Consider the following 20,534-nt stretch of genomic DNA (forward strand, 5'->3'; position numbering starts at 1 on the left):
TGATCATTCGTCACTTATGTCGTCCGCCAAGGGCCTTCGGCGCCTCAGCCGCCCGGGGAATTCCAGCTCACCGGAAGGGTGCGCAGCCCCCGCATGATCAGCCCGCCGCGCCAGCGCAGATCATCCGGATCCGCCGCAAGCCGGATATCGGGGATACGCCTCAGCAGGGTGCCGAGGGCGGCCTGGGCCTCCAGCCGGGCGAGCGGAGCACCCAGGCAGTAGTGGATGCCGTGGCCGTAGCCCAGGTGCTGGTTGTCGGTGCGGGTGAGGTCCAGCACATCGGGGTCCCGGAACCGCTCCGGATCGCGGTCGGCCGCGGCGAGCACCACCAGCACCGGCTCCCCCTCGGCGACGCGCTGTCCGCCGAGAGTCAGCGGCTCGGTGGCGAACCGCCAGGTGGCGATCTCCACCGGACCGTCGTAGCGGAGCAGCTCCTCGACGCCCGCGGCGAGCAGCCGCTCGTCCCCTTCTTCCAGGGCCCGCTGGAGCCGGGCGCGTTGAACCGGATGGCGCAGCAGTGCGTACATCCCGTTGCCGATCAGATTGACCGTGGTCTCGAACCCGGCGAACAAGAGGATGAAGGCCATCGCGGCGGCCTCGTTCTCGGTGAGGTGCTCCCCGTGGTCGCTGGCCCGGATCAGGCCGGAGATGAGGTCCTCGTCCTCTCTTTCCTCTCCGAGCGTCTCCCGTTTGCGGTGGATCAACTCGGCGAGATAGGCGCGGATGCGCTTCACGGCACGGGCGACACCGCCGCGCGGACCACCGCCGTGCCGGATCATGGAACCCGCCCAGTCCCGGAAGTCGTCCTGATCCTCGCGGGGCACCCCGAGCAGATCGCAGATCGCGTAGATGGGGAGGGGGAAGGCGAACTCATGGATCAGATCGGCCTCTCCCCTTTCCTGGAACGCGTCGATGAGCTGATCGGTCAGCTCCTGGACCCGCGGGGCGAACGCGGCGACCCGGCGCGGAGTGAAGGCCTTGGACACCAGCCGTCGCAGCCGGGTGTGGTCCGGGGGATCGATATTCAGCAGATGTGTCATCAGATCGGCGCGCTGTTCACCGGGGATGCCCACCTTGCCCCGGGCATGGGCCGATTCACTGTGGGCCCTCGGGTTCTTGGAGAGGCGGGGATCGGCCAACGCCTGTCGCGCGTCGGCGTATCGGGTCACCAACCACGCCTCCACACCACTGGGCAGCGTGGTCCTGCGGACCGGGGCGTGATCGCGGAGCCAGGCGTACGCGGGGTACGGATCGGCGGCGAACTCCCAGGTGAAGAGGGTGGGCTCGGGAATGTCACGGGGCTGCTCTGGCACGCCCCGACGATACCGGCAGCCATCCCCTCCTCCACCAATACAGCCCTTATCGGTTGTACCGGTATGAATGCGGATCAATAGAGCCATCAGGGTAATTCCCTAGGGGAATCCCTGGCTATCTCCACACTCTCTCCACGAGTCACGCGCAACCCGGGCTGATTGCCCGGATATGAGGCGGCTACGGAGGACGTTCCTCGGATCCTGCCCAGCGCGCCCTATGACATGCCGTTACATGCGCTGACGTCGGTCAACGCGCGTAAAAAGCGCCATGGCTGAAATGACGTCAGGCGGCCGAATGGGACTCAGGCACATGCACGGGGCCACCCGATACTGGTGATACGATCACCGCGCTTGCCAGGCGAGCCAAGGGCGCGTAAGACACACGGCGATCCGGAAATCAGCCGGGAAGGTCCCCACTCTGAGGAGCATTATGCCGCCAGTCGGGCATACGGAGCCGTTTAGGCGCACCGTCGCCTGCACGCTGCCGTCGGCAAGACGAGTGCGATGTCCCCGGACCATGCGGGCACCGTTCGGGCACTGATTCACCACCGTTCGGGCAGCGATTGACCGCCGCCCTGCTGCGGGTCCGGAACCATCCAGACGTGAACACCTCCCTTTCAGTCCCTGGCGGTCTAGTCGTTAAAGAGAGTCTCATGACGCAATACATACAGGATCCAGCATTCTGGGCCCTGATCGCAGGCACGCCTCTCGCCGCAACTGCCATATTCCGCGGGCGAAAGACGCAGGCGAAACTGCGTTCCGAGAAAGCGGAAGCAGAAAACCGCTACACAGACCTCGAGAACCAGTACTCCGCTGCGGTCCAGGAGGCTCAGGTCCGCGCGGAGGAGGCCACCAAGAGTGCGCTGAAGTCCGCCATGCGAACACTTCAGGGTCTCGCCAACGAACAGCAGCTGGCGATTTCCAAACTCCAGGACAGATACGGCGAGCATCATATTCTCCAGGATCTGCTGGAGATCGACCATATGAACTCGCAGTTCGGTCGGCGCGCCCAGTCCATCGCCGTTCTCTGTGACGGGTGGCTCGGCCGTCAGCGGGCCGTCGCCTCGGTCTATGACGTGGTGCGCAGCGCCAAGGGCCGCATCCGCCACTACACACGTGTCGAAATCCGTTCCCAGAGCAATTTCGCGCTCACCAGCCGGGCCGTCGAACCGGTCGCGCTGGCACTTGCCGAACTGCTGGACAACGCCACGAGCTACTCGGCGCCGGATTCTCCGATCGACATCACCATCCGCACCGTTCCCAAGGGCGTCTGCATCATCATCGACGACGCCGGTGTCGGTATGAACGAGGAGGAGAAGAACCGGGCCGATCAGCTCCTGTCCGCACAGCGCGCGACCGGTGTCACCGGACTGGGGAACCCTCCGCAGTTCGGTTTCGCGGTGATCGGTGTGCTGGCCGCCCGGTACGGCTTCAACGTGTCCGTCGATTCGGCCTCGCCCTACGGCGGTGTGCGCGCGGTTGTGCTTCTCCCCGAGGACCTGCTGACCAATATGCCCGAGCCGGAAGAACAGCCGGTGTCCCGTACGCCCGCCGCAGCCGTGCCCGAGGAGCCCGGTTCGACCGCCGGGGGTCTGCCGAAACGTCGCCGTAAGGGATCGATCTCCATCGTGCCGCAAGCGGATACCACCGCGCCCGTCCGGTCGAGCGAGGAAACCGCTTCGATCATGGGTGCTTTCCAGCGCGGTACGCAGTCCGGTCGCTCCGCAAATCCGAACAGGGAAGGGCATGATCCGCAGTGAACAACGACCTGTCCTGGATGCTTGACAGCGCCCTGGAAGTGCCTGGTGCACGTCATGCGCTCCTGGTCTCCGCCGACGGTCTGCTGATGGCCCGTTCGCAGGAGGTCCGGAAGGACGAGGCCGACACCGTGGCCGCCGCCATGAGCGGTATCCAGTCGCTGAGTCGCACCATGGGCGGTTTCTGCGGTGATCCGCAGATGACCTGGCGGCAGACCCTGGTCGAGTTCGACGGTGGCTGGGTCTTCCTCATCTCCGCCGGTGAGGGCGCGTATCTGGCGGTCTCGTCCGCCCCCGATGTCGACATGGCCGACATCACCTTCCGGATGCAGCAGCTCGTCGGGCAGCTCGGCAAGGTACTGACCACTCCGCCTCGCGAAAACACGAGTATCCAGGCATGACGGCGCCAGAAGAGCAGGAGCCCGAGTCGGCCCAATTAGTACGGCCGTACGTCATCACCAACGGCCGCGGCCGGCTGGACAACGATCAGTTCAACCTGATCACTCTGGTCACCGCGTCCGACCAGGTCCGTCCGGGCCATCTCGACCCCGAGAAACGCCGCCTGCTGGACCTGTGCGCAGGGGGCTATCTCTCGGTCGCCGAGATCGCCGGGCATATGGGACTTCCGATCGGCATCGTCAAGATCCTGCTGTCGGATCTGTCCGCGGACGGCTATCTCCTGACCAGGGCCCCGGCCCCGCCCGCCCAGCTTGTCGATGTTTCGCTCCTTCAGGAGGTACTGGATGGGCTCCAGGCCCGTTTCGGATGATGACGTCTATCTCGCCGACGAGGTGCAGATCGCGGCCAAGATCCTGGTCGTGGGGCATTTCGCGGTCGGCAAGACGACCTTCATCGGCACCATGTCCGAGATTCCTCCGCTGCGCACCGAAGAGCGCATGACGCAGGCGGGTGCCCATGTGGACGACCTCATGGGCACCCGGGGCAAGACGACCACCACCGTGGCCATGGACTTCGGCCGGCTCACCCTCAGCGAGCGGCTGGTCCTCTATCTCTTCGGAACACCGGGGCAGGAGCGCTTCGTCCAGGTGTGGGAGGACATGACGCGGGGTGCGCTCGGGGCGCTGATCCTGGTCGATCCGGAACGGCTGAAGGAATCGTTCCCCGTGATCGACCTGGTGGAACAGTACGGCCTGCCCTATGCGATTTCCGTCAACCACTTCGACGGCACTCCGGTCCGCCCCGACAGGGAACTGCGTGAGGCGCTGGACCTGTTGCCGGAGACACCCATCGTCACCTGTGACGCACGTGACGAGAAGTCATCGGCCAACGCGCTGATGGCCCTTGTCCGCTATCTACAGGAACGTTCTCGCTAGGAGCAAGTATGGACACTCAATCGGACTTCACGGCACCGCCCCCCGGCTGCCCCGCCCACCACACCGGCGAGCGGGTCCCGCTGTACGGGCCGGAGTTCGCGGCCGATCCGGGTGCCTTTTACGCGCATCTGCGCAAGTACGGGCCGGTCGCACCGGTCGAGCTGTCCCCCGGCGTGGACGCCATGCTCGTCACGGACTACTCGGCCGCGCTCCAACTGCTCCAGAACCCCGACACCTTCCGGAAGGACGCGCGCCGCTGGCGTGAGTTCAACGAGGGCCGGGTCAGCCGGGACAATCCGGTGGTGCCGCTGCTGGAGTACCGGCCGAACTGCATGTTCAGCGATGGCGCGGAGCATATGCGGCTGCGCCAGGCGGTGACCGACAGCCTGGCCCGGGTGGACTCCCACCGGCTGAGCCGCCATGTCGACCGTGTCGCCACCTACCTGATCGACCAGTTCATATCCCGCGGCTCGGTCGATCTGCTCAACGACTACGCCAAGCTGCTGCCGCTCTTCGTCTTCAACGAGCTCTTCGGCTGCCCGGCGGAAATCGGCGACCGAGTCATCTTCGGCATCTCCGGAATCTTCGACGGGGTCAACGCCGAGAAGGCGAACGAAGTCCTGACGCAGAGCGTCATCGAATTGGTCGCGCTCAAGCGCCGCCAGCCCGGGGAGGATGTCACTTCCTGGCTTATGCAGCACCATGCCCAGCTTACCGATGAAGAGCTGGCGCATCAGCTCGTCCTGCTGCTGGGAGCCGGTGCGGAACCGCAGCGGAATCTCATCGCCAACGCGCTGCTGCTCCTGCTTGCGGATGAGCGTTACGCGGGCGGCGGCATGCTGGTCGAGGACGCCATGGACGAGGTGCTGTGGAACAGCCCGCCGATGTCCAATTACGCCCCGCATTACCCGGTATCGGATGTGGACTTCGCCGGGACCCAGCTCCGCGCGGGTGACCTCGTGCTGGTGAGCATCGCGGCCGCGAATACCGATCCGAGTCTCTCCGCCTCCCGCCAGGTGCTCAGTAAGCGAGCCCATCTGGCCTGGAGCGCGGGACCGCATGCCTGCCCGGCCAAGGACCCCGCTCAGCTCATCGGCCTGGTCGCCATCGAGAAACTCCTCAACCGGATGCCCGATATCGAGCTGGCGGTTCCCGAGTCGAGCCTGACATGGCGCCCGGGGCCGTTCAACCGTGGGCTGTCCACCCTGCCTGCCCGTTTCACCCCCGTTGCGGCGGATAAGCAGGCGCATATGCCTTCTGCACATGAAACCACCGCGGTGAACGAATCCCATGGCCATCACCGGAACAAGCCCGAAAAGGGCGGCTTGTGGAGCTCCTTCCTGGCCTGGTGGCGTGTATGACCCACACCACACGGTGACACTGTTTCAAACTGCATGAATGTTCAAACGGTCGGGTATGCCATAGCGCGGAATTCATGTTGGCCGAAATCCCATAAGGAGCTGTCGTGGGGCCTGTCGCCGTCGGCAACACCATCGATCGACGCCGTTCTGTGCTTTCACTCATATCCCGGCCGAGCGCACTCGATAATCGAACTGCCATTCCATCCATATCCCCCTCCATACCGGGGGAGGCGCCACCCGATACGAACACGGGTGCGATAGGGATGGCCGGAGCTCACCCCCACACCGCATCGTGAACGCGGCACTTTCCGGATTCCATCCGGACGGCCACGGAGCATCGCGGGCGCACACCGGACAGCTCGGCGGCTTCGCCGCCGAGCAACTCCTCCGGCTGTGCGAGGTGGTGCGGCTGAGCCCCACCGACGCGACGGCCTACGCGCAGGTACTGACCGACGCTCTCGGACCGGTGGCCGAACGGCCGTTGGCGCTTCCGCCGCCCGCCCGGAGCTTCCTGTCCGACGACCACACCCCGGTCGAGTTCTCGCTCGCCTTCCTGCCCGGTACGACCCCGGGGCTGAGGGTGCTGCTGGAACCGGGTTGCGGAAGCGACGACCTGGTGGAGAACGGCCGGATCGGCCTCGGCTCCATCCGGGCGATGGCGGACCGCTGGGGGTTCTCCACCGGGCAACTCGACCGCCTGGAGGACCTGTTCTTCCCCGCCTCACCCGAAGGCCCACTGGCCCTGTGGTGCGCGCTGGAGCTGCGCCCCGGCGGCGTACCCCGCGTCAAGGTGTACCTCAACCCCGCCGCGAACGGCCGGGACCGGACCGCGGATACGGTACGGGAGGCGCTGGCCAGGCTGGGGCACCGCCGGGCGTTCGACGCCCTGCCCCCGGCCGACACCTATCCGTTCCTCGCCCTGGACCTCGGGGACTGGGACGCGCCGCGGGCGAAGGTCTACCTCACCCACCACGGGCTGTCCGCCGCCGAGGCCGGTGTCCTCCCCCGGATGACACCCCATCCGGGCCGGCCGCGGGTCGAGGAGTTCTTCCGCACCGCCGGAGGCTTCGCCGCGGACGGCGCCGGACGGCTGAGCGGACGCCCGGCCCTGTCCTGCCACTCCTTCACGGAGACGGCGACGGGCCTGCCCAGCGGCTTCACCCTGCACGTTCCCGTCCGCGACTACGTCCGGCACGACGGACAGGCGCGGGAGCGGGCGGTGGCCGTACTACGGCGCCACGGCATCGACGGCGCCTGGCTGGACCGGGCCCTGTCCGCCGTGACCTCCCGCCGGCTGGAGGACGGCGTGGGCCTGATCGCCTATGTGGCACTGGTCCACGAGGGCGACCGGCCACCGCGGGTGACCGTCTACGTCTCCTCGGAGGCGTACGAGGTAAGGCCGCCCCTTGAGGCGCTTCCGTCCCACGAGTGGGCGGGCGCGGCGCTGTGACACAGCACCAGGACAGAGAGCACGAGAAGGACAGGAGCAACGGTCAGCGTGGAACCGTACCGGATCAAGGTCGTCGAACCCATCCCCCGCACCACCCGTGAGCAGCGCGAGGCCGCGCTGAAGCGCGTCAACTACAACCTCTTCGACCTGCGCGCCGACGAGGTGACCATCGATCTGCTCACCGACTCGGGCACCGGTGCGCTGTCCGCCGCGCAGCTCGCCGCGGGCATGGCTGGGGACGAGTCCTACTCGGGCTCCCGCTCGTTCTACCGGTTCCACGAGACCGTCACCGAACTGACCGGCTACGCCCATGTGCTGCCCGCCCATCAGGGCCGGGCGGCCGAGCGCGTGCTGTTCTCGTCGCTGCTGGAGCCGGGCTCCATCGTCCTGTCGAACACGCACTTCGACACCACGCGCGCCAATGTGGAGCTCAACCGGTGCGAGGCCCGGGACCTGCCGTGTCCCGAGGCCAAGAACCTCGACAGCACCGAGCCGTTCAAGGGCAACATCGACCTGAACGAGCTGAACCGCCAGCTCACCGGGCCGGATGCGGCCCGGATCGCCGTGGTGGTCATGACCATCACCAACAACGGCGGCGGCGGTCAGCCCGTCTCCATGGACAACCTCAAGCGGACCGCGGCGCTCTGCCGCCAGTACGGCGTACCGCTGTTCCTGGACGCCGCCCGGTTCGCCGAGAACGCCTGGCTGGTGACCCGCCACGAGGAGGGCTACCGCGACCGCACCCCGCGCCAGGTCGCCGAGGAAGCGTTCCGCCTGGCGGATGGCTGCATGATGAGCGCCAAGAAGGACGGCATCGTCCACATCGGCGGTTTCATCGGGATGAACGACCCCGAGCTCGCCCAGCGGTGCGAACTGCTCCTCATAGCCACCGAGGGGTTCGCGACCTACGGCGGTCTGGCCGGCCGGGATCTCGACATGATGGCCCAGGGGCTCTCCGAGGTGACCGAGCCCGCCTACCTGGCCGAACGGGCCGATATCGCCGGGCATCTCGCCCACCGGGTGCGCTCCGCGGGCGTCGACATCCTCGAACCGCCGGGCCTCCACGCGCTCTACCTCAACGCCGGGCGGCTGCTGCCGCACATCCCGCCCCACCACTACCCCGGCCATGCCCTCGCCTGCCGGATGTATCTGGAGGGCGGTATCCGCTCGGCCGAGCTGGGCTCGCTCTACCTCGGCGAGGAGGACGAGGACGGCAACCCGGTCAAGAGCGCGCCCTACGAGCTCGTCCGGCTGGCCCTGCCGCGCCGGGTCTACACCCGCAGCCACTACGACCACGTCGGCGAGACCCTGGCGAAGATCGCCAAGGAGGCCGACACGGTGCATGGTTTCCGGATCACCGATCAGTCGCCGATCCTGCGCCACTTCCGCGCCACGCTGGAACCGGTGCCGGTGGCGGGCTGACACCGCGCCCTGCGACGGGACGGGCCCGGCACCGGTGAACCCCGGTGCCGGGCCCGTCGGAGTCGGATCCGGCTCAGCCCGCCGCGGACTCCTCCGCGGCGCGGATCGCGTCCCGGTAGGCGCGGGCCGCGGCGCGCAGGGCGGTCTCCGGTTCGATGCCCTCGGCCTCCGCGCGCGCCGCCAGCGCCAGCAGTTCGTAGCCGACGCCCTCGCCCGCCGGGAGCGGGACGCCGAGTCCGGCGGTCCGGGCGCGGGAGGCCAGTTTGGCGGTGAGGGCCAGCGCGGGCTGACCGAGCGGCACCCCTTCGGTGACCGAGGCGCGCTGCTTCTCGGCCGCCTTGGTCCGCAGCCAGTGCGCCTTGACGTCCTCGGGGGTCTCGGCCGCCTCCTCGCCGAACACATGCGGATGGCGGCGGATCAGCTTGTCCACGATGCCGCCCGCCACATCGTCGATGGAGAACGGCCCCTCCGGGTCGTCCTCGGCGATCCGGGCGTGGAAGACGACCTGGAGCAGCACATCGCCGAGCTCCTCGCGCAGCGCGTCGCGGTCGCCCTCCTCGATGGCCTCGACGAGTTCATACGCCTCCTCGATGCCGTACTTGACCAGTTCCTCGTTGGTGCGGGTGCCGCTCCACGGGCACTCGGCCCGGATCCGGTCCATGATCTGCACCAGATCGAGCAGCCGCGCGCCCGGCAGGTCGTAGGAGCCGGGCAGCAGTTCCAGGTCCGGCATCGCCTCCCGGCCGGACCCGGCCAGCCGGGCGAGACCGTCGGTCAGCGCGGACTCCCCCTCCGCCGAGGTGATCACCACGACATCGCGGCCGCCCCCGGTCCGGCAGTGGTCGACCAGTTCGCGCGCGGTCGGCACCGCGCGCTCCACCGTGATGCCCGCCTCGCGCAGATAGGGAAGCTGGGGATGGCCGGAGTCGCCGCACAGCACCCGGTCGGCCGCGCGCAGCGCCTGCCACGCGGGCCAGGACAGCAGTCCCGGCGCCACCCGGTGGCTGGTGGTGAGAAGGACGATACGGCCGGTCGCGGCGGCCTCGGCCGGGGCAGCGGAGTCTGGTGCGGTCACCCTTGCAACGTAACTCACGCCTGCTCGGGGGCGCCGCCCGAGGTGCGCAGCCATGCCTCCTTGGCGATCACCGCGGTGCCCTGGTCGTCGTCCCACTTGCCGTAGCGGGGGTTGACGTCGATGTGGAGCGCCTTGGAGGTGCCGGCGAAGACCGTGTTGACCTTGGCAGTGCCCAGTTTGCGGAGCAGTGCGCTGCGGGTGAGGTCCATCCGCACGGCCTCGTCGATGGTGTCCGGTGCGATGCCCTGCTCCAGGTAGAGGGCGCGCAGCGCGGCGCCGCCGCCCGCCTGCCGCTCGGCGGCCGCGCGGGCCCGCTGCACCTCGCGGCGGGTGACGGTGACGCCGTTGTCCTGGCCCGCCCGTTCGATGACCCGGAACTGGATCATGCGGATCAGGGTGTCCTGGCTCAGCCGGCCGCCGGCCGCGAGGAGCTGGTCGGCCTTGGCGGAACCCCGCTGCGCGTCCCGTACGTCCTTCACCTGCGCCTGGAGCTGCGAGACGGTGATCCGGTCGCCGTCCACCACGGCGGCGGCACCCGCGCGCGGGGCCTCACCGCAGGCGGTGAGCAGCGGGGCGGCGAGCAGCAGGGCGGACGCGGCGGAGACGGAGAGCGCAGTACGGCGGCGGATCATTGAGCCTCCCGGCAGAGATCGTGCGGCGCGACAGACGATCTGGCGTTGATCGATGGTATGGAGTCGGCGCGGCCTAGGCCACAGCTTGAACAACGATTCACAAGCGTCTTGGTCAGCGCCGTGCCCTCCGGAACCGTCGAGCGGAACCTAGGCCGTGTCGTTTGGATCTTCGCGGGCCCGCGACGCCGGCTACGGCACCTCGCTGCGTTGTCGCCAGACCCGAGTACGCCCAGTACGCGGGTCAGGCTCCGCCTTGCGATGCACCGCATCCGACGCCGCGGCCTGATCCACGAAGATCCAAACGACACGACCTAGCGCACCTGTCCGAGCCAGTGCAGGGTGCGGCGGATCTCCTCGGGGAGCGGATGGTGCGGTCCGTGCACCCGCTCCGCGTCGTGCAGCAGCCGGACCAGGGTGTCGTGCGCGGCCGGGCGGTCGCCGAGGGAGAGCAGCAGATGGCCGATCCGGCGGCGGATGTCCAGCGGTGGACCGGGGTCGGTGGCCGCGTACCGCTCGAAGTACGGCAGCAGACGGCGGTACTCGTACAGGGCGGCGGACGCCTCGCCGAGCTGCTCCAGGCACTGGGCGGCCTCGTAGCCGGAGCGGAGCGAGCGGTGGGCCGCGTCCGGGCCGGACTCGGCGGCGTATTCATCGGCCAGCCGCCGCAGTTCGGGCAGGGCGCGGCGGTACTGGCCGTCGTCCATCAGGGTCGCCGCGTACTGCGCGCGCAGCGACCGTACGACGGTGGACCGCTCACCGTGTTCGGCGGCGGCGACCGGCAGGACGGCGCCGAGGAGGTCTACGGCCTGGGTGATCCGGCCCTGGTCGAGCAGCCGTCTGACCTCGTCGACGGCGGAGGCGACATCCGGCGGTCCGGCCGGTCCGGCGGCCCGGGGCAGCGGTACGGGGACCGGCGGGGCCGCCACGGGCCGGTCCGGGCGGTCCGGCCAGGGCGCGTGCGGACGCAGGAAGGGACGGGTGGGGTCCATCGGACCGGTGGCCGGGCCGGGACCCGCCTCCGGCCGGGGCAGCAGCGGCACCAGCGCCTGGTAGACCTCCTGGGCGTCGGCGGGGCGGGCCTGCGGATCCTTGGCGAGCAGCCGCAGCACCAGCGCTTCCAGCGCCTCCGGTATCCCGGGGCGGAGCCGGCGCGCCGGGACCGGCGGCTCGTGCAGATGGCGGTGGAGGACGCCGAGCGCGGTGGACCCGGCGAACGGCACGGCCCCGGTGAGCAGTTCATGGAGCAGCACACCCAGCGCGTACAGATCGGTGAACGGGCCGACGGCCCCGCCCATGGCCTGTTCCGGGGCCATGTAGGCGGGGCTGCCGATGGGCGATCCGGTATGGGTGAGCCGGGTGGTGTCGGTGTCCAGGACGGCGGCCACACCGAGGTCGAGGACGGTCACCGTGCCGTCCGGGCGGACCATCACGTTCCGTGGCTTGAGGTCGCGGTGGACGATCGGCACCGCGTGCACGGCGGAGAGCACGGCGCACAGCTGGGCGGCCACGCAGACCGCCCAGGGCCAGGGGTAGGGGTCGTGTTCGGCGAGGTGGTCGGCGAGGTCGGCGCCCTCGACATGGCTCATGACGAGGTAGAGGTCCTCGCCGTCGCTGCCCGCGTCGTGGACGGTGACCAGACCGCGGTGGTCGACCTGGGCGGTGACCCGGCATTCCCGGACGAAGCGGCGGCGCAGCTCGTCCACGGCATCCCCCTCCCCGCCGGAGCCCGCGACCCGGTCGGGGCGCAGCAGTTTGACGGCGACGCGGCGGTCGAGCCTGCGGTCGTACGCGGTCCACACCTGGCCCATCCCGCCCTGGCCGAGGAGGGTGGCCAGTTCATAGCGGTCGGCGATGACCCGTCCGTTCAACGCCCCTGCTCCTTGCGGAGGTAGTCACTCAGCTCGTCGAGTTCGGCGCGGACCCGCTCGATGCGCTGGGGCTGGTGCGGCGGTGCGGAGGGCTGGGGGTACGCGGTGGGCTCGGGGTACCCGGTGGGCTGGGGCGGGACGTAGCCGTAGGGCGCGGGGCCGTACCCCTGGGGCGGATACGGCGGCGGAGCGACCGCGGAGACGAGCCGGTGGTGGCGGATGTCGGCCATCAGGTAGTGCACGGGCACCCCGATGGCGAGGGCGAACAGCACGGCCAGGGCGATGTACCCCAGGGTGCCGGGTTCGTCGTCGGGTCCGGTGCCGAACACCACCAGCGTGGCCAGGACCAGTGCGCAGGTGGCCCAGAACAGCGCCCAGTCCAGCGGGCGGCGGCGCAGGATCGCCAGCCGCAGCATCGCGACCCAGGACAGGATCCCCAGGCTGAGCAGGGTCACCGTGACGAAGAGCACCCGCTGGGTGACCGCGAGGGCGGTTGTGGCGGGGCGGGGCTGCGGCGGCGCGGGGACATGGCCGTGCATAGCTGCTCCTGGGGGACCTGGTACCGGGGACGTTGACGCGAAGGTGAGCGTATACGGGGACATGGCGCGTCAAAGCCGGGCTGTACGGTTCCGGTTTCGGATGGGTCACACGCACGCCGTCCGGCGTCGTCACCCCGGCGGTACGGTGCCGTCCGCGAGACCGTCGTACAGTCCGCGCACCAACTGCTCGCCCAGCCGGGCCGCGAGCCGCAGGGTCTCCTCGAACGAGGCCAGGGTGCGGTAGCGCTCACCGTAACGCCGCTGGTCGGCCAGGGGCAGCCGGGGCAGCCGCAGCCGCCGGACGTCGAGCCGGGTGGCGGTGGAGGCGTAGCTGCTGGCCTGCCGCTGGTTGGCGCCGCCGCGCAGATGACCGGCGAGGAACCAGGGGTCGAGCGCCCCGGGGTCCGGCCGCAGCAGGGAGAGGTTGCGGCCGAGCGCGGCCCCGGCGGCGGTCTCGTCCACGACCCGCGCCACGGTGCCGCCGCCGATCAGCGGGACCACCACGTCGCCGGACCGCAGGAGCACCGGTTCCCCGGCGGATCCGTCGGGGGCGGTCTCGGTGGGCGCGCCGGTGGGGCCGGTGCCCGCCAGCACGTCCTGTTCGGTGAGGAGGGCGACCCCGGCGCCGCCCGGCGCGCCGCCGGTGCGCAGTTCGAGGGCTCCGGCGCGGACCAGTTCACCGACGGTGGTCATGGGCCAGCGGCCGCTCGCGGACTCCCGCGCGGCGGGCTCGGCGGGCGCGGCCGGGGTCAGTTCGGCGGTACGGGCCAGGGTGGCGGTCAGCCGGTCGCGTACGGCGGTGAGTTCGATGGCGCCGCCGCCCGCGGTGGGCGGCGGGAGGTGCCGGGCGGGGGCCAGGTCCACATCGTCGTCGAGGAGTTCGATGACGGGCAGGGCGCGGCACACCCCGGGCCGCTCGGGGGCGGTGCCGTCGCGGTCGAAGGCGTACCAGGCGTCCAGCACCGTGGACCGCACCGTCGGCCAGGGCAGTTTGTCGCGTCCGGGTGAGGCGGGGGCGGCGGGCGCCGGATAGCCGGGCGGCACCGCGCCCTCGGGCGGCGCGGTCTCGGCGGCGACCGCCGCGGCGGCGTCCACCACCAGCAGCCGGGGGGCGGCGGGTGTTCCGGCGCCGGGGCGGCGCAGCACCCACAGGTGCAGCGGGATGCCGTACGGCGGCGCGGCCCCGGCGGGCAGCGCGACGACGGCCCGCAGCGCGCCGCGGCGCAGCAGATCGGCGCGGATCCGGCGGCCGGAGCGGCGGGACGCGGCAGCGGGGGGCATCAGCAGGACGGCGGTGCCGCCGTCGCGCAGATGGGCCAGGGCGTGCTGCACCCAGGCGAGTTCGGATTCGGTGCGGGCCGGGAAGCCGTACTCCCAGCGCGGGTCGTAGGCCAGTTCGTCATGGCCCCAGTTGCGCTCGTTGAAGGGCGGATGGCAGACCACGGCGTCGGCGGTGAGCCCGGGGAAGGCGTCGGCCCGCAGACTGTCCGCGCCGCGCACCCGCACCTGGGCGTCGGAGTGCAGGGCCAGCCGCAGCGCGGTGAGCGCGGCGAGGTCGGGGTCCTGCTCCTGGGCGTAGAGCGTTTCGGCGGATCCGGCGGCGCGCAGCAGCTCGCCGGTGCCGGAGGCGGGGTCGAGCACGGCCCGGGGGCCGGTGCCGGAACCGTCGTCGGTCCGGCCCGCGAGGGCGGCCATCAGATCGGCGGGGGCGGCCGGGGTGAGGGTGTACTGCCGTGGGTTGGCGTCCAGATGACGGCCCAGCAGGAACTCGTACGCCTGGCGGGGGCCGAGTTCACCGGCCAGTTCTGCGGCGCCGCGCAGCAGCGGGGCGGTGGCGCGCAGTCCGGCCGCGTCGGGGGTGTGCACCGGGTGACCCTCACCGAGCCGCGCGGTCAGGGCCGGTTCGAGGGCGAGCGGCAGCAGTTCGGCGAGCTGGTCGTCGGTGGCACCGCCGACCCTGCTCCACACCGCGGGCCGGTCCCGTACCAGCAGCAGGACGGCTCCGACCTGGCAGAGCGCGGCGGGGGCACCGGCCGGATGTCCGGCCAGCAGCTGCCAGACGCGTTCGCGCAACGGGACCTCGGCCAGCTTTCCCTGGGCGCGCAGCCAGTGCTCGATATCGCCGAGGGCGAAGGTGGGGCTGGTCTCGGTGCCGCCGACCGGCTTGGGGAAGTCGGCATGGCGGCGGCGCCAGTTGCTGACGGCCGCGCGCCCGACCCCGGCGAGCCGCGCGATCCCGGCCGCGGTCACCTCGCTTGCGTTCTCCGCTGCGTTCTCCGGCACCTGGCTGACTCCCGTCCCGTGGTGCTGCTCCGGCGCCGAGCATACCGGCGGTGATCTCGAAGAGACCCCTTCACGCTGTGAACTCTACGCTCCGCATGATTCTTGTTGACTCGGTTCACAGACTCTGCTCTGATTAACCCATCGGTTCACGGAGTTCCTCCAACGCCCGAAAGGTGCCCTTTGTCATGGCTCAGCAGCGCAGGCAGCAGCAGAACTGGTTCGCACGGCACAAGGTCCTCACCGCCACGGGCGCGCTCGTCGCCGTCATCGCCGTCGGCGGTGTCGCGGCGGGCGGTGGAGGCGATGACACGAAGGGCGGGAGCGAGTCGGACACGGTGGCGTCGGCGTCCGGCGGAGGGGCCGCCGACGGCAAGGGCGGCAAGGACGACGCGAAGAAGGCCGCGCCCGCCCTCGGCGGCGACGGCACCTTCGAGGTCGGCGCCGAGGTGAAGCCCGGCACCTACCGGTCGACCGGCAACACCATGTGTTACTGGGAGCGGGCGAAGGACTCCTCCGGGGAGCCCGACGCGATCCTCGCCAACGACAATGTCACCGGCAGTACTTATGTGACGGTCAAGGCGAGCGACAAGATCTTCAAATCCGAGGGGTGCGAGGACTGGGAAGCCGTTCCCGCCACCGCCTCCGGAAGCCCCAAGACCGGGATGACCGGTGACGGTATGTACCGGATCGGTGCCGACATCGCCCCCGGCACCTACAAGTCCACCGGCAACGGCGGGGACGACGGCTGCTATTGGGAGCGCAGCAAGGACGCTCTGCACGGAGTCGACTCGATCATCGCGAACGAGAACGTCTCCGGGAACGCCATCGTCACCATCGGCGCCAAGGACGCCTATTTCAAGACCAACGGCTGCAAGAACTGGAAGAAGACCGGCTGATGCGCTCCACCACCACCCTGGCCGCCCTGTGCGCCACCGCCACCGCCGCCCTCGCCCTGACGGCGTGCGGAGGCGGCGGCGACGACACCGGGAAGACGCCCTCCCGCGCGGCCACCACCGCCCGGAAGGGCGGGCTGGCCGACCTGACCGGCCCGCAGATCCTCGACAAGGCGGTCAAGGCCACCAAGGCGGCGACCTCGCTGACCGTGGACCTCGACGGCGTCGTCGACGGCGGCGCCCTGAAGTACCGGATGACCTCGGACACCAAGGGCGAGTGCAAGGGCACGATGGACCTCGGCGACGAGGGCGCTGTCGAACTGATCAAGACCGGTGACACGGCCTACATGAAGTACGACGCCACGTTCTGGGAGTCCCAGGGCGAGGACGGCAAGGCCGCGGCGAAGCTGATCGGCGACCGCTGGACCAGGACCGACGCCTCCGGTCCGGATGCCAAGGACCTCGTCGACGCCTGCGACGCGGGCAAGATGACGGCCGGGTTCGTCACCGGCCCCAGCGACGCCCGCAAGGGCCGCTCCACCACCGTGGACGGCGTCCCCGCCGTCACCCTCACCGAACGCGGCGGCGGCGAGACGACCACCATGTACGTGGCGGCCCGGGGCAAGCCCTACATCCTCAAGGTCGTCATCAAGGGCGGTGACCAGCCCGGCACCCTGCTGCTCAGCGACTTCGACGAGCCGGTGGGCGCCAAGGCCCCCACCGGGGACATCGTCGACCTCGACGAACTGGCCGGCTGAGGCCCCCGGCCCACCCGCCCACAGCCTTCCGCCCGCGCCCGGCGCCGCCGTCTAACGGCCGCCGCGCGCGGGCAGCGCGGTGTCCGGGCACCGGTCCAGCACCCGCGTCATCGCGTCCTTCTCCGCGCGGGTCACCCACACCCCGTACTTCTTCTTCACCGCGACCTGGTGCGCCACGTAGTCACAGCGGTATCCCTTGTTGGGTGGCAGCCAGGTCGCGGCGTCCCCGTCGCCCTTGCCGCGGTTGGCCGCGGAGTCCACGGCGATCAGATTGAGCGGATCGTTGGCGAACGCCACCCGCTTCTCCCGGTCCCACTCCCGCGCGCCCTTCTGCCAGGCGTCGGACAGCGCCACCACGTGGTCGATGTCCACCTTGCTGTGGCCGCGGACGAACCGCACGCTGCGGCCGGTGTACGGATCGTCGTCCAGCGTGCCGGAGACGACCAGGCAGTGGCCGTCACGGAACCGCACCTTCGCCAGGTCCCGCTTGAGTATGTCGTCCCGTGTGCCACAGCCGTTGTCATCGGTGTCCACCCACGGACTGCCGAACGCGCTGCGCTCATAACCCGTCCTGGGCGCCCGCCCCTTGACCGTGAGCGACGCCACAGCGGAGAGCGCCGGACCGGACGGCCGTCCGCTGCCCGGTGTGCCCCCCTCCTCCGACCTGCCCCGCTCCCCGTCCTTGCCCGGCTGGCAGCCCGCCACGGCGAGCAGCGCCGCCAGCGCCACCGCGGTCACCCGTCCCGATCGCCCGAACCGTCGACGCAACCGTCTCGCCCCCTTCGCGTATCTTTTCGCACAGACCGCCCACACGATAAGGACCCTGGATGGACACGGCCGCAGCACTCCCGCCCGGCACCACCTCGGACGGGGCGCCCGCGGCCACGGGCCGTGCCCGGCTGCTCACCCGGGCGAAGGGGCTGCGCGGCCCGCGGCGGGACCCGTACTGGCTGGCCCTCGTCCTCTTCGTGCTCTACGCGACGCTGTCGGTCACCCGGTACCGGCGGATGGCCACCATGTCCTGGGACCTGGGCATCTTCGAACAGGCGATACGCGCGTACGCCCACTTCCAGGAGCCGATAGCCGACCTCAAGGGCCCCGGCGCCAATATCCTCGGCGACCACTTCAGCCCCGTCACGGCCCTGCTCGGCCCGGTCTACCGGGTCTTCCCCGGCCCGGTGACCCTGCTGGTGGCGCAGGCCGCCCTGTTCGCGCTCTCCGCGGTCCCCGTGACCCGGGTCGCCGCCCGGCTGCTGGGCCGCGGCCGCGGACTGGCGATCGGTATCGCCTACGGCGCCTCCTGGGGCGTCCAGCGCGCCGTGGACTTCGACTTCCACGAGATCTGCTTCGCCGTACCGCTGCTGGCCTTCTGCCTGGAGGCGGTACTGCGCGAGCGCTGGTACGCGGCGATGCTGTGGGCCGCGCCGCTGGTGCTCGTCAAGGAGGACATGGGCGCCACGGTGGCCGCCATCGGCGCCGTCATCGTGATCCGCACCTGGCGGACCCATGAGCAGCGGATCACCTCGTACGCCATCGCCCTGATGGTCTTCGGCGTGGTGGCTTCGGCCATCGCCCTGGGCGTCATCATCCCCGGCTTCAACGGCACCGGCTCGTACGACTACTGGGAGAAGGTCGGCGGCGGCGCGGAGCAGACCGGCAGCATCCCCTTCGGCACCGCGCTGCGCACCCTGCTGTGGATCCTGCTGCCGACGACCGGACTGCTCGCCCTGCGCTCACCGCTGCTGCTGGTGGCCGCGCCCACGATCGGCTGGCGCTTCCTCTCCCACGACGACCACTACTGGGGCACCGACTGGCACTACAGCGCGGTGCTGATGCCGGTGGTGTTCCTGGCCCTGGTCGACGCCCTGCACCGGACCCGCGACAGCCGCCGGGCCTGGCTCGCCGCGTACTCCCGCCAGCTGCCCGCCGCGGTGTGCGGGGCGGCCCTGGCGCTGTCGTCGTCGATGCCGCTGTACGAGCTCACCAGGGAGGCCACGTACCGCAAGCCGCCGGAGGTCGTCGCGGTGGAACGGCTGCTGGACCGGATCCCGGACGGGGCGTCGGTGGAGGCCAACGTGGGGCCGATAGCCCGGCTCACCGACCGCTGCCGGGTGCTGTGGGTGGGGGCGACCCACGGGGTCGAACCGGACTACATCGCCGTCCAGGAACCGGAGCGCAGCATGAGCGAGGTGGTGGCCTACGCCCGTCAGCTCCACCCCGGCGCCACCTATGAGCCCTACGGCTCGTCCTCGGGCTACTTCGTCGTCAAGCGGCGCTGACCGCCGCCCGCCCTAGCCCATCGGCTGCGGGGCGATGACAGCGAACGCCGCGCCCTGCGGGTCCCGCACCACCGACATCCGGCCCGCCACCATGTCGAACGGCGGCTGGAGCACCTCCCCGCCCTCCGCGGAGAGCTTGGCCACGGTGCGGTCCACCTCCTCGACCGCGAAGTAGACCATCCAGTGCGACGGGGTGTCGGGCGGCATGTCCTCGCGCAGCGGCTGGAGCCCGCCGACCGTACGGCCGTTGACGGACAGCGAGTAGTAGCCGTCGGCGCCCTCCATGGGCGCGGTCTCCAGGCCCAGCGCCTCGGCGTAGAACGTGGACGCCGCCTCCCGGTCACGGGTGTTGAGCTCGTTCCAGATCAGCGCGCCCGTCTCGTTCACCAGCCCGGCACCGGCGAACTCCTGCGGCTGCCAGACACCGAAGACGGCCCCGGTGGGGTCGGCCGCCACCAGCATCTTCCCCAGGTCCATCACGTCCATCACCGGCAGCAGTACGGTGCCCCCGGCACGGCTGATCGCCTCCGAGGTGGCCTGGGCGTCATCGGAGGAGAAGTAGGTGGTCCACACGGTGGGCGGCGGGGGTTCCTCACCCATCGCCCGGGCCGACATGATGCCCGCGACCGGCTTGTCCTTCAGGGCGCACAGCGCATAGCCGCCGGTCTCCGGCGGGCCCACCTCCCCGGACCAGCCGAAGAGCCCGGAGTAGAAGTCCAGGGCGGCCTGCTGGTCGGGGACCATGAGATCGATCCAGCACGGCGTCCCGGGCTGGTAGGACGTGATGTCGGGCATGGCCGCCTCCCGGATGCAGGTCCGGCCGGCCGGGCGCCGGACGGGACCACCCGCTCCACCCCACCTTTCCCCCGATCCGCCGCGGCCGCCACTCGGCCGTGGCGGATCGGGGGAACGGTTGACGCACCCCTTTGACAGAATTCCAGCCATGATCAATTCACGGGGGCAGCAACAGCCCTACGGACCGCCGCCGTCCTCGCCCTACGGACCGCCGTCCTCGCCCTATACCCTTCCGCACACCCCGCCGGGCCCGCGTGTCCCCGAACCGGCCGGCGACGAGCGCCGCATGCTGGCGGCGACGGTCGATTTCCTCCTCGCCGCCGGTATCGGCTCAGCCCTCGCCCTGCGCGTGCTTCCTCAGCTCAAGGTCGAGGCGAACGCCCTGGTCCTGTGGCTTGCCTGTGTGTTCGGACTGTCCTTCGTCAATCAGGTGCTGGGCGCCTGGATCTTCCGGGCCTCGCTCGGCAAGTGGCTGCTGCGGATGCGGGTGGTGCGCGAACAGGACGCCGGACGGCCGGGGTTCTGGCGGCTGGTCCACCGCTGGCTGCTGGGGATGACCTGGCTGCCGATGCAGCCGGTGCGCAGTCTGATCTGGGCGGACGGCGATCCGTACGAGGACCACTGCAAGCTGGTGTACGTACGGCTGAAGGATCTGCGGCGGCTGGGCCACCACCGCTGAAACGCGCCGGGGGGGGGGCCGCCCCCGGGGGCCCCCCCCCCCCCGCGGGGGGGTAAAAAAGGGTGGGGACGCGGCGGGGGGGCGGCCCGCCACCCC

The 20,534-nt window shown here is 70.5% G+C and carries 19 protein-coding genes; 11 read left to right on the forward strand and 8 right to left on the reverse strand.

What is annotated here, in order from left to right; genetic code table 11:
• Positions 1–44 precede the first annotated feature (44 nt).
• Positions 45–1,313, reverse strand: a complete 1,269-nt coding sequence (locus tag NMK44_RS30170) for a cytochrome P450 family protein (RefSeq protein WP_254749057.1) — start codon at positions 1,311–1,313, stop codon at positions 45–47.
• A gap of 653 nt (positions 1,314–1,966) precedes the next feature.
• On the opposite strand from NMK44_RS30170, the gene NMK44_RS30175 reads away from it, so the two are divergent.
• From NMK44_RS30175 to NMK44_RS30205, 7 genes are all read left to right on the forward strand, one after another.
• Positions 1,967–3,073 carry an ATP-binding protein gene (locus NMK44_RS30175; protein WP_254749059.1) on the forward strand — a complete coding sequence of 369 codons (1,107 nt, stop codon included), beginning with the start codon at positions 1,967–1,969 and terminating at the stop codon, positions 3,071–3,073.
• The gene (locus NMK44_RS30180) at positions 3,070–3,471 is read left to right on the forward strand and encodes a roadblock/LC7 domain-containing protein (RefSeq protein ID WP_254749061.1); all 402 of its coding nucleotides are present in this window, start codon (positions 3,070–3,072) and stop codon (positions 3,469–3,471) included. The genes NMK44_RS30175 and NMK44_RS30180 overlap by 4 nt, the downstream gene beginning before the upstream one ends.
• Positions 3,468–3,839: a DUF742 domain-containing protein gene (locus NMK44_RS30185; RefSeq protein ID WP_254749063.1), complete on the forward strand. Its 372-nt coding sequence runs from the start codon at positions 3,468–3,470 to the stop codon at positions 3,837–3,839. The genes NMK44_RS30180 and NMK44_RS30185 overlap by 4 nt, the downstream gene beginning before the upstream one ends.
• The gene (locus tag NMK44_RS30190; protein ID WP_254749065.1) at positions 3,814–4,404 is read left to right on the forward strand and encodes a GTP-binding protein; all 591 of its coding nucleotides are present in this window, start codon (positions 3,814–3,816) and stop codon (positions 4,402–4,404) included. Before NMK44_RS30185 ends, NMK44_RS30190 begins: the two co-directional genes overlap by 26 nt.
• A gap of 8 nt (positions 4,405–4,412) precedes the next feature.
• Entirely contained in the window at positions 4,413–5,765 is a 1,353-nt protein-coding gene (locus NMK44_RS30195; protein ID WP_254749067.1) for a cytochrome P450, read from the forward strand.
• Between the two features lie 292 nt (positions 5,766–6,057).
• Positions 6,058–7,215: a tryptophan dimethylallyltransferase family protein gene (locus NMK44_RS30200; RefSeq protein ID WP_254749069.1), complete on the forward strand. Its 1,158-nt coding sequence runs from the start codon at positions 6,058–6,060 to the stop codon at positions 7,213–7,215.
• A 48-nt stretch (positions 7,216–7,263) separates the two neighbouring features.
• Positions 7,264–8,637 (forward strand): tryptophanase, encoded by a 1,374-nt coding sequence (locus NMK44_RS30205; protein WP_254749071.1) that lies wholly within the window; start codon positions 7,264–7,266, stop codon positions 8,635–8,637.
• Between the two features lie 73 nt (positions 8,638–8,710).
• Here NMK44_RS30205 and NMK44_RS30210 read toward each other — a convergent pair whose 3' ends face one another.
• The 5 genes from NMK44_RS30210 to NMK44_RS30230 all read right to left on the reverse strand — a co-directional run bounded on the left by NMK44_RS30210 (position 8,711) and on the right by NMK44_RS30230 (position 15,001).
• On the reverse strand, positions 8,711–9,766 hold the full coding sequence (locus NMK44_RS30210) for a nucleoside triphosphate pyrophosphohydrolase (RefSeq protein ID WP_302888802.1): 1,056 nt from the start codon (positions 9,764–9,766) through the stop codon (positions 8,711–8,713).
• A complete protein-coding gene (locus NMK44_RS30215) occupies positions 9,727–10,344 on the reverse strand; it encodes a SurA N-terminal domain-containing protein (protein WP_254749075.1) in 618 nt (205 codons plus the stop codon). Before NMK44_RS30215 ends, NMK44_RS30210 begins: the two co-directional genes overlap by 40 nt.
• Before the next feature lie 311 nt (positions 10,345–10,655).
• Positions 10,656–12,212 carry a serine/threonine-protein kinase gene (locus tag NMK44_RS30220; protein WP_302888803.1) on the reverse strand — a complete coding sequence of 519 codons (1,557 nt, stop codon included), beginning with the start codon at positions 12,210–12,212 and terminating at the stop codon, positions 10,656–10,658.
• Positions 12,209–12,751, reverse strand: a complete 543-nt coding sequence (locus NMK44_RS30225) for a hypothetical protein (protein WP_254749077.1) — start codon at positions 12,749–12,751, stop codon at positions 12,209–12,211. The genes NMK44_RS30220 and NMK44_RS30225 overlap by 4 nt, the downstream gene beginning before the upstream one ends.
• Before the next feature lie 129 nt (positions 12,752–12,880).
• The gene (locus tag NMK44_RS30230) at positions 12,881–15,001 is read right to left on the reverse strand and encodes an N-6 DNA methylase (protein ID WP_254749158.1); all 2,121 of its coding nucleotides are present in this window, start codon (positions 14,999–15,001) and stop codon (positions 12,881–12,883) included.
• Positions 15,002–15,219: 218 nt separating this feature from the next.
• Between NMK44_RS30230 and NMK44_RS30235 the strand changes: the two genes are divergently transcribed.
• Entirely contained in the window at positions 15,220–15,930 is a 711-nt protein-coding gene (locus NMK44_RS30235) for an Rv1352/Rv1906c domain-containing protein (protein ID WP_254749079.1), read from the forward strand.
• Positions 15,930–16,685, forward strand: coding sequence for a LolA-like protein (locus tag NMK44_RS30240; RefSeq protein WP_254749081.1), 756 nt, complete (start codon positions 15,930–15,932; stop codon positions 16,683–16,685). Before NMK44_RS30235 ends, NMK44_RS30240 begins: the two co-directional genes overlap by 1 nt.
• 51 nt (positions 16,686–16,736) lie before the next feature.
• On the opposite strand, the gene NMK44_RS30245 is transcribed toward NMK44_RS30240, so the two are convergent.
• Positions 16,737–17,423, reverse strand: coding sequence for an HNH endonuclease family protein (locus NMK44_RS30245; RefSeq protein ID WP_254749083.1), 687 nt, complete (start codon positions 17,421–17,423; stop codon positions 16,737–16,739).
• An 89-nt stretch (positions 17,424–17,512) separates the two neighbouring features.
• Here NMK44_RS30245 and NMK44_RS30250 point away from each other — a divergent pair, with 89 nt between their 5' ends.
• Positions 17,513–18,964 (forward strand): DUF2079 domain-containing protein, encoded by a 1,452-nt coding sequence (locus tag NMK44_RS30250; RefSeq protein ID WP_254749085.1) that lies wholly within the window; start codon positions 17,513–17,515, stop codon positions 18,962–18,964.
• A gap of 12 nt (positions 18,965–18,976) precedes the next feature.
• Here the strand turns inward: NMK44_RS30250 and NMK44_RS30255 are convergent, their stop codons facing one another.
• Positions 18,977–19,759: a VOC family protein gene (locus tag NMK44_RS30255; RefSeq protein WP_254749087.1), complete on the reverse strand. Its 783-nt coding sequence runs from the start codon at positions 19,757–19,759 to the stop codon at positions 18,977–18,979.
• Between the two features lie 148 nt (positions 19,760–19,907).
• Here NMK44_RS30255 and NMK44_RS30260 point away from each other — a divergent pair, with 148 nt between their 5' ends.
• Complete coding sequence (locus NMK44_RS30260) at positions 19,908–20,438, forward strand: RDD family protein (RefSeq protein WP_254749089.1); 531 nt, start codon at positions 19,908–19,910, stop codon at positions 20,436–20,438.
• The last annotated feature ends 96 nt before the right edge of the window (positions 20,439–20,534 follow it).

The organism is Streptomyces cucumeris, assembly GCF_024295805.1.
In the GTDB taxonomy this organism is placed as follows: Bacteria; Actinomycetota; Actinomycetes; order Streptomycetales; family Streptomycetaceae; genus Streptomyces; species Streptomyces cucumeris.